Annotated in this window: 2 protein-coding genes (1 of these 2 running past the window's edge); both read left to right on the top strand. The window is 76.0% G+C overall.

Features of this window, described 5'->3' with window-relative positions; translation table 11 throughout:
• Positions 1-58 precede the first annotated feature (58 nt).
• On the top strand, positions 59-5,425 hold the full coding sequence (locus ACFW9D_RS10020; RefSeq protein WP_384619897.1) for a beta-ketoacyl synthase N-terminal-like domain-containing protein: 5,367 nt from the start codon (positions 59-61) through the stop codon (positions 5,423-5,425).
• On the top strand, positions 5,422-13,776 hold the 5' portion of the coding sequence (locus tag ACFW9D_RS10015; protein ID WP_384619894.1) for an SDR family NAD(P)-dependent oxidoreductase. 13,716 nt of this gene lie beyond the right edge of the window; the window shows 8,355 of its 22,071 coding nt (coding positions 1-8,355); its start codon is at positions 5,422-5,424; the stop codon falls past the right edge of the window. The genes ACFW9D_RS10020 and ACFW9D_RS10015 overlap by 4 nt, the downstream gene beginning before the upstream one ends.

Raw genomic sequence — 13,776 nt, 5'->3', positions numbered from 1 at the left:
CCCGCAAACAACTCCACAAACAATCCCGCAACCGATACAGCAGTCAGCTCCGCAATCAGTGACGCGAACCGAGCGGCGCTCCGGCCCAGAGGCCGGGGCGGAGCCGATCGCGGTCGTCGGGATCGCGGGCCGCTACCCGGGCGCCCGGGACCTGGACACGTTCTGGAACAACCTGGCGGGCGGGGTCGACAGCATCGGACCTCTGCCCGCCGAACGGGCCCGCGAGGGCTGGCCCGTCGACCGGATGTGGGGCGGCTTCCTCGACGGCGTGGACCGCTTCGACAGCCTGTTCTTCGGCATCACCCCGCGCGACGCCCAGCTCATGGACCCCCAGGAGCGCCAGTTCCTCGAGGTCGTCTGGGAGACGCTGGAGGACGCCGGCTGCACCCGGGCCCGGATCCGCGAGCAACTCGGCTCCCGGGTGGGCGTGTTCGTCGGCACGATGTACAACGAGTACCCGTTCTTCGGCGTCGAGCGGTCACTGACCGGGGAGAGCGCCGACACCGGGTCCGCGGTCGCCGGCATCGCCAACCGGGTCTCGTACTTCCTGGATCTGCACGGCCCGAGCCTGGCCGTGGACACCATGTGCTCGTCGTCGCTGACGGCCCTGCACCTGGCGGTGGAGAGCCTGCGCCGCGGCGAGTGCGCGGCCGCGCTCGCGGGCGGGGTCAACCTGTCGCTGCATCCGCACAAGTTCCGCCAGCAGGACCGGCTGAAGATGGCCTCCAGCGACCACCGCTGCCGCAGCTTCGGCGCCGGCGGCGACGGCTTCGTCCCCGCCGAGGCGGTCGGTGCCGTGCTGCTCAAGCCGCTGTCGGCGGCCGAGGCCGACGGCGACCGCATCCACGCCGTCATCCGGGGCACGGCCGTCAACCACGGCGGCAAGACCAACGGCTACATGGTGCCCAACCCGGTCGCCCAGGGCGATCTGGTCCGCGCGGCGCTGCGCCGCGCGGGCGCCGACCCCGCCACCATCGGCTACCTGGAGGCGCACGGCACCGGCACCCGGCTGGGCGACCCGGTGGAGATCAACGGCCTGAACCGGGCGTTCGCGGAAGCGGCGACGGAGGCCGCTCGGCAGCGCCGGGCCATCGGCTCGGTGAAGTCCAACATCGGGCACGCGGAAGCGGCCGCCGGGATCGCCGGACTGACCAAGGTGATCCTCCAGCTGCGGCACCGCACCCTCGTGCCGTCGCTGCACGCCGAGGAACTCAACCCGGCCGTGGACTGGGCCGGTTCGCCCTTCGTACTGGTCCGTGAGAGCCGGCCGTGGGAGGCGCTCACCGGACCGGACGGGACCGGACTGCCGCGCCGCGCGGGCCTGAGCGCCTTCGGAGCGGGCGGGGCCAACGCCCATGTCGTCGTGGAGGAGTACGTCCCCTCCCCCGCCGTCACGGACACCCACGCCGACACGGACGCGGGCACGGCCCAGCTGATCGTGCTGTCGGCCTTCGACGAGGACCGGCTGCGGGCGATGGCGGCCCGGCTGAGCGAACGCCTCGGCGACCGGTCCGGCGACGCCACCAACGGCCCGACCGGCCTGGCCGACATCGCGTACACCCTTCAGTGCGGGCGCGAACCGCTGCGCGAGCGGCTGGCGCTGGTCGCGCACGACGTGCCGGAGCTGCGCCGCGCCCTGGACCGGTTCGTCTCCGGCGACACGACGGGCTGCGTGCACGCCCGCACTCCCGGCGGCGACCTTCCCGAGGGCCCGCTGTCCGGTCTCGACCCGGCGGCGGACCGGGAGGCGGAACTGCTGCGCCTGGCACGGCACTGGACCGCGGGCGGCGCGGTCGACTGGGCCGGACTGCACTCCGTGCGGCGCCGCCCGGTGGCGCTGCCCTCCTACCCGTTCGCCGGCGACCGGCACTGGCTCCCCGAACCCGCACCCGTGCCCGTGCCCGCCCCTGTCGCCGAGCCCACGGCGCAGAGTGCCGCACCCGCGCCGAGCCCTTCGGGGACGGCCCTGTTCGGCCGCACCTGGCGGACCGCCCCGGCGCTCGCACCGGTGCAGGACATCGAGGGGCGCGTCGTCTGCGTGTTCGCCGCACCCGGTGAGCCCGTGGCCCGCGCGCTGCTCGCCCGCCTCGGCCCGGACCGGGTCACGCTCGTCCGGGCCGGCGCCGACGCCGGTGACGGCGTGCCCGCCATCGGCGACGAGGCCACGGCCGCCGCGTTCGCCGAGGGCCTGCGGGCGGACGGCCCCGGCGCCGTGGACGGGATCGTCGACCTCACCGACCTCGGCCGCACCGGCGCCGAACCCGCGAACGTGTGGACCGCGCGGCTCGTGCTGCTGCGCCGCACCGTACGGGCCCTGCGCGGCCGCGGCTGCCGCGTGCTGCACGTGACCGAGGGGCTGCACGCCCCGTCGGGCGGCACCCCGTCGCTCGCCGGCGCCCGGATGGCGGGCTTCGTGCGGATGCTCGACGCCGAGTACCGGCGGGTGACCGGCACCGTGCTCGACCTGGACCTGGAGGCCTGCGGGCCGCAGGCGGCGGCCGGGCACATCGTGGCCGAGTACGCCGCCGCGCACGGCCCGCGCGAGGTCTCCGTGCGGGCCGGAGTGCGGCACCGCGCCGACCTGGTGGTCCTGCCCGACGACGGGGACCGGCCGCTGCGCCCCGACCCGTACCGCACCTACCTCGTCACCGGCGGCACCCGCGGCATCGGCGCCCGCGTGGCCCGGCTCCTCGTCCGGCGCGGCGCCCGGCGGATCGCCCTCACCGGCGCCCGCCCGCTGCCGCCCCGCGACCGGTGGCCGCTCCTCGACCGGGGCACGCCCGAGGCCGAGACGGCGGCGCTGGTCGGCGAACTGGAGTCCCTGGGCGCCCAGGTGCTGGTGCACTCCGGCCCGTTGAGCGAGCGGGAGCGCACCGACGCCTTCCTGCGCCAGGTGCGCGAGCGGCTGGGTCCCGTCGGCGGCATCGTGCACTGCGCGGGCCGCGCCCCCGTGGGCCGGCCGTCGTTCATCGGCAAGGACCTCGCCGACTTCGCGCCCGTGCTGGAGCCGAAGACGACGGGCCTTGAGGTCCTGGACGAGCTGTGCGCGGACGACCGCCCGGACTTCTTCGTGCTGTTCTCCTCGCTCTCGGCCCTCGCGCCGGGCCTCGCCGCCGGCGTCCTCGACTACGCCGCCGCCAACGCCTTCCTCGACTGCTACGCCGACCACCGGGCGCGCTCCGGCCGCCCGGGGTTCCGCTCGGTCGCCTGGCCCACCTGGAGCGAGTCCGGGATGGGCACGGACCGGCCCGACGGCTGCGCGCCCGTGGGCGTGGGGCCGCTCGGCGACGAGGAGGGACTGCGCGCCCTGGAACGGGTGCTGGCCCTGCCCGCCGGGCTGCCGGCCCGCGTAGCGGTGTGCCCGCCGCTCGCCGGCGTACCCGCCGATCCGGCGCTGCTGCTCGGCTCCCGTGACGGCGCCGACGCGGACGCCGGCACGGATCCGGCCGCCTTGTCCGGTCCCGTATCCGAACCCGAACCGTCACCGGCCGGGGCCGTCCAGCCCCCGCCGCCCGTCCCCGAGGAGTCCCTCATGGCGCAACCCGTCGCCGGACCGCCCTGGCTGGCCGCGGTGTTCAGCGAACTCCTCGCGATCCCCGAGGAAGCCCTCGACCCGACGGCGCTCCTGGGCGACCTGGGCGTGGAGTCCGTCCTGCTCGGGGAGATCCTGCTGCGGCTGGAGGAGCGGACGGGCCTGAGCCTGGACCCGGCGATCCTGCTCGACCACCCCACGCTCGATCGCCTGGGCCGTCATCTGCTGTCCCTCGGCGTGCCGGCCGGCCCGCCCGCCGTACCCGAACAGCCGGTCACGGCTCCGGCCCCCGCGCCGGCGGTGCCGGGCGCGCCCGTCGCGGAGACGGCCGGGAAGGTCGCGATCGTCGGCCTCGCCTGCCGGTTCCCCGGGGCGCCGGACGCCGAAGCGTTCCAGCGCAACCTGCTGGACGGGGTGTGCTCGGTGACCGAGGTCCCGGCGTCGCGCTGGGACACCGGCGCGCTCTACCGGGCCGAGCCGGAGCCGGGCAGCAGCATCAGCAAGTGGGGCGGCTTCCTGGACGGCATCGAGGACTTCGACGCCGAGGCCTTCGGCATGGGCGAGGACGAGGCGCGCTGCCTCGACCCGGCGGTACGCCTGTTCCTGGAGGGCTCCGCCGACTGTCTGGCGGACGCCGGGTACGAGCCACGGGAGCTCGCGGGCCGGGACGTGGGCGTCTTCGCCGGGGCCCGCCTCTCGCAGTACGGCCGCCGGGTCGGCGAGCGGCGCGGCGCCGTGGGCATGGGCTCCGACCAGAACTTCATCGCCGCGCGCGTCGCCCACCACTTCGACCTGCACGGCCCCAACCTCGTGGTGGACAGCGCCTGTTCGTCGTCCCTGGTGGCCCTGCAACTGGCCTGCCGGAGCCTGTTGGACGGGGAGTCGGAGCTGGCGCTGGCCGGCGGCGTCGACATCCTCCTGGACGAGGAGCCCTACCTCGACTTCAGCGCGGCCAAGGCGCTGTCCCGGCACGGGCGTTGCGCCACCTTCGACGAGAGCGCCGACGGCTTCGTGCCGGGCGAGGGCTGTGGCGTCGTCCTGCTCAAGCCGCTGGAGCGGGCGCTCGCCGACGGCGACCGGGTGCACGCCGTGATCGACGCGGTCGCGGTGAACAACGACGGCCGCACCATGGGCCTGACCACGCCGAACCCGGCGGCGCAGGCCAAGGTCGTGCGCCGGGCCCTCGCGGCGGCCGGCCGGCGCCCAGACGAGGTGGGTCTGATCGAGGCCCACGGCACGGGCACGATGATCGGCGACCCGATCGAGCTGCGGGCCCTGACCGAGGTGTTCCGCGAGGACACCGCGCGCACCGGCTTCTGCGCGATCGGCAGCGTGAAGACGAACGTCGGGCACCTGCTGAGCGCGGCGGGCATGGCGGGGCTCCTCAAGACGGTGCTCGCCGTGCGGGACGGGCGGATCGCTCCGACGCTGTTCTGCGAACGCCCCAATCCCCGCTTCGACTTCGCGTCCTCCCCGTTCGCCCTGAGCCGTGCCGCCCACGCGTGGACGCCGGAGCCGGGCCGGGTGCGGGTCGGCGGGGTGAGCGCCTTCGGGCTCGGCGGCACCAACGCCCACGCCGTCGTCAGCCAGCTCGACCCGGCCCTGGCCGCCGCGCACCGGCCGCGCCCGGCCCTGCCCGCGCCGGTCTACCGCCGCCGCCGGCTGTGGCTGGAGGCCCCGGAGAAGGTCCCGGGGACAGCACGGCCGGTGACGTCCGCGGCCGCGCCGCCGCCTGCCCCGCCGACGGCACCCCCGCCGGCCTCCCCGCGCCCCACCCCGGGCGCCTCCATCCTCGGCCTGACCTTCGAGGAGCCCGCGACCGCTCCCGGTCGTGCCCCCCTCACCCCGACCGGCGCCGACTCCGCGGCGTCGCAGGAAGGACGGAAGTGGTGAACGAGTCCTCCACGCCCCAGCCGGGCCAGGAGCTGGTGTGCCATCTCGTGCTGGAGCACAGCGACTTCATCATGCAGAACCACCGGGTGCACGGCGTGTCCGTCATGCCCGGGGTGACCTTCCTCGACATCGTCTTCCGCATCCTGCGCGACCGGGGCTTCGACACGGCGCGGGCCGAGCTGCGCAACGTCCTGTTCCACGAGGCGATCGCCACCACCGAGGGCAGTGACCGCGACATCCGCGTCACGGTGTCCACGTCCACGGACGGCAGCCGCTGGATCACGGCCGAGAGCCGCCGTCGCGAGAACGGCGCGGCGGTCTCGGAGTACCGGGAGAACTTCCGCGGCGAACTCGTGCTGCTCGACCGGCCCGAGCCCGGACCGATCGACCTGGACCGGCTGCGCACGACGGCCCGCCGGGTGAGCGATCTCGACGACATGTACGCGCGGTGCCGCGCCGAGGAGATCCGGCACGGCTCGGCGATGCGCTGCTTCGGCCGGCTCTACCACGGCGACGGCGAACTCCTGGCCGAGCTGGGCCTGGACGAGGAGGCCGCGGCCCTCGACGGCCACTTCCATCTGCACCCGGCGAAGATGGACTGTTCCACGATCGCCGCGTTCGCCCAGGTCCCGCCGCCGGACCAGGACCCGTTCATCCCCGTGTTCATCGAGTCGTTCCGGGCGCCGCGCCCCCTCACCGGCGTCGCGTACGCGTACATGCCGCGGGCCGAGACGTACGCGCAGTCGGGCGACATCATGCACAACGACTGTCTGCTGTACGACGGCGAGGGCCGCTTCCTCGCCTCGTTCACCAAGCTGACCTGCAAGCGCATCCGCAACCCCGAGCTGATCACCCGCCTGATCGAGGCCCCGGCCACGACCGGGCCCGACCCGGCCCCCGCCGCCGCCGTTCCGGGCCCCGGGGCCGAGGGCGGCGCCGGGGCGGGCGGCGCGGACGCCGTGCGCGCCCACCTGCGCGCGCTCGCCGGCGAACTCCTCGGCCGGCCCGCCGGGGAGATACGCACCGACACCGGCTTCTACGACCTGGGCCTCGACTCCGGGCACATGCTGGACATCAGCCGCCGCCTGGAGGAGTACGTCTGCGCGCCGCTGTACCCGACGCTGCTGTTCGAGTTCTCCGACATCGACTCGCTCGCCGCCCACCTGTACGCCGAGTTCGGGGCGCAGGTGCGCAGCGCGCCCGTGCGCGAGACCGTCTCGGCACAGGAGAAGACCGGCGCCGTCGAGGCCGCCGGTGTCACGGAGGCCGCGGAGGCCGCCGAGGTGGCCCCCGCGTTGGCGGTGCGCCGGCCGGTGTGGACGCCGCTGCCGGTCGAGGCCCCGTCCGCGCCGGACGCGGACGGTCCGGGCGCGATCGTGCTCGTCGGAGCCGACGCGGCGACCGCCGCCGCGCTGCGCGACGCCGTCGCACCGGCCCGCGTGGTGCGGGCCGAACGCGCCTCCGCCTTCCAGCGGATCGCCGCCGACCACTACCGTCTCGACCCCGCCGTCCCCGACCAGCTGACCGCCCTGACGACGGCGCTGGCGACCGACGGCGTCTCCCCCGCCGCGTACGTGCGCTGCGCCCGCACGGGCCGCGCCGACGGGCCCGGCACGGTCCCGGACGCGTACCGGGAGAGCTGGGCGCTGGCCGTGGCCGTCACCGGCACCCGCCCCACGCGGCCGGTCTCCGTCCTGTTCCTGCACGCGCACGACGCGGCCGGGCCCCGGCCGCAGGAGGCGGCGCTGGGCGCCCTGGCCCGCACCTTCTCCGCCGAGGCGCCCATGCTGCGCTGCCGTGCCGTCGGCCACGACGCGGGGAGCCCCGCGGAGCTGGCCGGCCTGGTGGCCGCCGAGTGCGCCGACCCGTCGGCCGAGCACGAGGTGCGCCGCACCGGCGGCACCCGCGCGGTGGTGCGCCACGAACTGCTGACGCTGCCCGCGACCGCCGGCGCCGGGCGCGCGAACGGCGTCTACCTGGTCACAGGTGGCGGCGGCGGTCTGGCCGCGCTGGTCGTGGACCGGATGGTGGAGCGGGGCCCGGCGCGGTTCGTCCTGACGGGCCGCAGCGAGCCGGGCGACGAGCTGACCGAGCGGATCGCCGGGTGGCGCCGTCGCGGCGCCGAGGTCACGTACGTGCGCGGCGACGTCGCGCACGCCGACGACGTGCTGGCCGCCGTGACCTGCGCGCGCGAGACGTACGGCCGTCTCGACGGCGTCCTGCACTGCGCGGGCAGCGTCGACGACGGTCTGTTCTTCCGCAAGGCCCCCGAGCGCTCCGCGGCCGTGCTGGCCGCCAAGGTGACGGGGACCGTGCACCTGGACGAGGCGACCGCCGGCGACGACCTGGAGTTCTTCGCGCTGTTCTCCTCGGTGTCGGCGTCCGTCGCCAACCCGGGGCAGGCCGACTACGCGTACGGCAACGCGTTCATGGAGCACTTCGCCGAGCACCGGGCCGCCCGGAGCGACCGCTCCGGCACCACCGTCGCGATCGGCTGGCCGCTGTGGGCCGACGGCGGCATGCGGGTCTCCGAGGAGGTACGGCGCCGCTCCGCCCGGGACACCGGGCTGCACGCCCTGCCCACGGACCTGGGCGTGGACGCGCTGTTCGGGCTGCTGGCCGGGCGGGCGCCGCGCGCGGTCGTCACCTACGGCGACCAGGAGCGCATCGCCGGTCTGCTGCCCGCCCCGCGCTCCGCGACCGCTCCGTCGGGCGCGCCCGTGGCCGACGGGCACGGTGAGGACATCGCCGTCATCGGGATCGCCGGCCGCTATCCGCAGGCCGCGGACCTGGAGGAGTTCTGGCGCAATCTGGCCGAGGGCCGGGACTGCGTCACCGAGGTGCCGGCGGAGCGCTGGGACCACGCCGCCTACTTCGATCCGGAGCGCGGGGCGCCCGGGCGCACGTACGGCCGCTGGGGCGGTTTCCTCGACGGCGTCGACCGTTTCGACGCCGCGTCGTTCGGGATCTCGCGGCGCGAGGCCGAGCTGATGGACCCGCAGGAGCGGCTGTTCCTGACGGTGGGCCGGCAGGCCGTGGAGAACGCCGGGTACCGGCCCGAGGAGCTGGCCCGCACCCGGGTCGGCGTGTTCGCCGGTGTCATGTGGAGCCACTACCAGCTGTGCACCGACGGCGGCGCCGACGCGGTCGCCCCGACCGCCCTGCACTGCTCGGTCGCCAACCGGCTCTCCTACTGCCTTGACCTGTCCGGGCCCAGCATGGCCGTGGACACGGCCTGTTCGTCGTCGCTGACCTCGCTGCACCTGGCCGCCGAGAGCATCCGGCGCGGCGAGTGCGCGATGGCGATCGCGGGCGGTGTGAACGTGGCGGCGCACCCGCAGAAGTACCTCCAGCTCGCCGAGGGACGCTTCCTGTCGAGCGACGGGCGCTGCCGCGCCTTCGGGGCGGACGGCGACGGCTACGTGCCCGGCGAGGGCGTCGGCGCGGTCCTGCTCAAGCCGCTGTCGGCGGCGCTCGCCGACGGCGACCACGTCCACGGCGTGATCAAGGGCTCGTTCCTCAACCACTCGGGCCGCACCAGCGGTTTCACGGTGCCGAGCCCGACCGCGCAGGCGGAGCTGATCGCCGACGCCCTGGAGCGGTCCGAGGTGGACCCCGGCAGCGTCGGCTACATCGAGGCGCACGGGACCGGCACCGCGCTCGGCGACCCGATCGAGGTCGAGGGGCTGCGCCGGGCGTTCGCCGGTTCCGGCCTGCCCGCGGGCAGTTGCGCGGTGGGCTCGGTGAAGTCGAACATCGGGCATCTGGAGAGCGCGGCCGGCATCGCCGCCGTCACCAAGGTCCTGCTCCAGATGCGGCACCGCGAGCTGGTGCCCTCGCTGCACAGCGAACAGCCCAACCCGCACATCGACTTCTCCTCCTCGCCCTTCGCCGTGCAGCGCGCCCGGCAGCCGTGGACCCCGCCGCCGGGCGCCGAGGTGCTGCGGGCCGGGGTGAGCGCGTTCGGCGCGGGCGGGTCCAACGCCCACGTGCTGCTGGAGAGCGCTCCGGCGGCCGCCGCCACCCCCGCGACCGGGCCGCAGCTGCTCGTCTTCTCCGCCAGGGACGAGGAGACGCTGCGCGAGGTCGTGCGCCGTCAACTGCGCCACCTGGACGGGCTGTCGGGCCCGGCCGACGGTGCGGACGACGGGGTGCGGGACCGCCTCACGCGTGAGGTGGCCGCGCTGCTCGACGTGCCGGCCGACGCCGTCGACGTGCACGAGAGCCTGGCCGATCTGGGTCTGGACCGGCTGGCCCTGACCGAACTGGGCCGCCGGACCGAGGAGCTGCTGCCCGCCGGGCCGCCGACCGCCCAGACGTCCGTCGCCGAGCTCGCCGAGTCGGCGGCCGCGGCGGGCGGTGCGCACGCGGTGCCGCTCGCCGACATCGCGCACACCCTGCGGGTGGGGCGCGCCCCGCTGGCGGCCCGGCTCGCCGTGGTCTGCGACGACGCGGACGCCCTGCGCCGGGAGCTGCGCCGGTTCCTGGACGGCGCCGAGACGGGCGCGGGCGTGTTCACGGGGCGGGTCGCGCCGGACGCGGAGCCCGCGCCCGTGCCCGACGCCGCCGAGCTGTTCCGCGCCGGCCGGCTCTCCGAGCTGGCCCGCGCCTGGGCGGACGGCGGCACGGTGGCGTGGGACGAGTGCCGCGCCGACGGTCCCCGGCCGCGCCGGGTGCCGCTGCCCGCGCACCCGCTCGACGAGCGCTCGTACTGGATCGGCGACTGGAAGCACGCCCAGGAGGGCCGGCAGGACCGCGAGGACCGGGGCGCGGCGAGCACTGATGCCGCGGCCCCTGCCGCTCCGGCAGCCACGCCGGTCGCCCCGGTCGCGCCGGTCGCCCCGGTCGCACGGCCCGAACTCGACGCGGACGAGGCGGTGTCGGCCGTCGTGGACGCCGTCGGCGCGCGTCTCTACCTGGCGCGGGACGAGGTCGACCAGCGGCTGTCGTTCAGCGAGATGGGCGTGGACTCGGTCGGCGCCGTGGAGATCGTGGAGCAGCTCGGCGCGCGGTTCGGCCTCGAGCTCGACCCGGTCGCCCTGTTCGACCACCCGACCGTGCCCCGGCTCGCCGCCCATCTCAGGACACTGTGGCGCAGCAGCCCCGCACCCCTCACGTCCGTAACACCCGAAGCACCCGAAGCACCTGCAACACCCGCAGCACCCGCGGCACCCGCCGCTCCGGTCTCCACGGACGACATCGCCGTCATCGGCATGTCGGGCCGCTTCCCCGGCGCCGAGGACCTGGACGCCTTCTGGGAGAACATCGCGGCCGGGCGGGACAGCTTCACAGAGGTGCCCGCGGACCGCTGGGACGTCGGCCGGGTCTTCGACGCCGACCGTCTCGCGCCGGGCCGCACGTACAGCAAGTGGGCGGCGATGCTGCCCGAGGTGGACCGGTTCGACGCGGCGTTCTTCAACCACTCGCCGCTCGAGGCGGAGGTCATGGACCCGCAGCAGCGGCTGTTCCTGGAGCAGTCCTGGGCCGCGCTGGAGCACGCCGGGTACGCGGTGGGCGCCGACGAGCGCACCTCCTGCGGCGTGTTCGTGGGCTGCGCTCCGGGTGACTACTCGACGCTGCTCACCGAGGCGGGCCGGGCGGACACCGGGCACGCGTTCCTCGGCACCACCAGCTCGCTGCTGCCTGCCCGCATCGGCTACTTCCTGAACCTGGACGGGCCCACCATGGCGGTGGACACGGCCTGTTCGTCCTCGCTGGTGGCGGTGCACCTGGCCGCCGAGAGCATCCAGCGCGGCGAGTGCGCGATGGCCCTGGCCGGGGGCGTGGCGCTCATGGTGACGCCGCAGCTGCACGTGCGGGCCAGCAAGGTCGGCATGCTGTCGCCGCGCGGCCGCTGTCTGCCCTTCGACGCGTCGGCCGACGGCACGGTGCTCGGTGAGGGCGTGGGCGCGGTCGTGCTCAAGCGCCTCGACCAGGCGCTGGCCGACGGGGACCACATCCACGGCGTGATCCGGGCGACCGGCGTCAACGGCGACGGCCGTACGAACGGCATCACCGCGCCGAGCGCCGTGTCGCAGGCCGCGCTCGTCGCGGACGTGCACGAGCGGGCCGGCGTCGTCGCCGAGGACATCGGCTACGTGGAGGCGCACGGCACCGGCACCGCGCTCGGCGACCCGATCGAGGTGCGGGCGCTGACCGAGGTGTTCCGCCGCACCACGGACCGCGAGGGCTACTGCGGCATCGGCACCGTGAAGGCCAACATCGGGCACACGACGATGGCGGCCGGCATCGCCGGGCTGCTCAAGACGCTGCTCGCGCTGCGGCACGGCGAACTGCCGCCCGCCCCCTCCTTCGAGCGGCCGAACCCGAAGACGGCGCTGGAGTCCAGCCCGTTCTTCGTGGTGCGCGACCGGCAGCCGTGGCAGCCGGGCTCCGGCGGGGTGCGGGTCGCCACGGTCAGCAGCTTCGGGTTCAGCGGCACCAACGCGCACGCCGTGATCGCGCAGCCGCCCGCGCCCGAGGACCGCCCCGCCCCGGAGGACCGCGAGCGGCTGTTCGTGGTGTCGGCGCGTGACGAGGCGGCCCTGGACCGGCTGCTGCTGCGGCTCGCGGACGCGGACCTGGACGGGGTCGCCCCCGCCGACGTGGCGTTCACGCTCGGCGCCGGGCGCGCCCATCTGCCGGTCCGCGCGGCCGTGATCGCCCGTGACCTGCCCGAACTGCGCCGCAAGCTGCGGCAGTCGGCGTCCCGCGAGAGCGCCCCGGGCTGCTTCCGTGCCGGCCCGGGCGACGCCGTCCAGGCGCCGGACGGGCAGGCTCTGGCCGCGCTGACCGAGCGCGCCGGTTCCGCGAGCGCCACGGAGCGGGTCGCCGCCCTGGAGGGGCTGGCCGCCGCCTATGTCGCGGGCGCGGACCTCGACTGGCGGACGCTGCCCCACGGGGCCCGGCCGCGGCGGGTGCCGCTGCCCACCTACCCGTTCGCCGGTGACCGGCACTGGATCACCTCGCCGGAGCCGGCCGCCGCCCCGAAGGCGGAACACCGGGCCGAGGCCGGTCCGCACCCGCTGCTCGGCGCGCCCTCGGGCGCTCCCGGCGACGCGGGCGGGGCCCGCTTCCCCGTGTCCGTGCCCGCCGCGCACTGGGTGCTCGACGACCACCGGATCGGGGACCGGCCGGTGCTGCCCGGCGCGGCGGGACTCGACCTGGCCGTGACGGCCGCCCGGCAGCTCGCTCCGGCGGGTCCGGTGCGGCTGCACGGGGTGCAGTGGCTGCGGCTGATCGACTCCGACGCCGCCGGAAGCCTGGCCCTGACCCTCACCGAGGACGGCGACGGATACCGCTTCGCGCTCACCGCGGGCGCCGACGCGGCGGTGTGCTCCCGGGGTTCGGCCTCGGTGGGCGGCGCCGCCCCCGCGCCGGAGACGCTCGACCTCGACAAGATCGCCGCGCGCTGTCCCCGCGAGGTCCCCGTGGACCGCTTCTACGAGGACTTCCGCGCCGGCGGCATCTCCTACGGTCCCGCCTTCCGGGTCCTGGAGCGGATCACGTTCGGCGACGACGAGGTCCTGGGCGCGCTGCGCGTCCCCTCGGACGCGGCCGGTTTCGCCCTGCACCCGGCGCTGCTCGACGGCGCCCAGCAGACGATCGCCGCGCTGGAGGCCGGCAACGACGCGACGCTGGTCCCGTTCGCCGTCGAGACCGTCGACGTGCTCGACCCGACGGCCGTTCCCGCGTACGCCCACGTCGAACGGGCGGGTGCGCAGCGGTACACGGTGCGGCTCGCCGACCGGTCCGGGCGGGTCTGCGTGCGCTACGAGGGCCTCACCCTGCGGGCGCAGCACAGCGCGGTCGACTCGATGATGTACCGCCCGGTGTGGCGTCCCGCCTCGGCGGCCGCCGCCGAGGCGGCTCCGGCCGGGCGGACGGCCGTTGTCCACACCGCCGACTCCGCCGAGCTGGCCGGAGCGCTGGCGGCCCGCACGGGCGCGACGCCCGTGGAGCTGGCCGGTTACGGCGCCGCGGACCACCCGGTGCTCGGACAGCCCCTGGACACCGTCTACTTCGTCGCCCGCACCGGGGACGAGACCACGGAGCCCGCCGAACGGGACCGCACCGCACTGGACCTGTTCCGCCTGGTCAAGCGGCTGCTGGACGCGGGCCGCGGCCGGGACCGGATCGCACTGCGCATCGTCCTGGCCGGCGCGGTACCGGCCGACGCGCAGGAGCCGGTGCGCCCGCACGCCGCCGGTGTGCTCGGTCTGGCCCGCGCGATCGAGTCGGAGTGTCCGCGCTGGAGCGTCTCCTGCGTGGACGTGGGTGCCACGGGCGGGACCGGCGACGCGGTGGAGCGCACGGCCGAGCGGGTCGTGGCCGAGCCCGGCACCGAGCCG

It is taken from the genome of Streptomyces sp. NPDC059524 (assembly GCF_042749255.1).
Classification (GTDB): Bacteria; Actinomycetota; Actinomycetes; order Streptomycetales; family Streptomycetaceae; genus Streptomyces; species Streptomyces xanthii.
The sequence above is the reverse complement of the archived record's forward strand: the minus strand, read 5'-3'. Positions and strand labels throughout refer to the sequence as shown.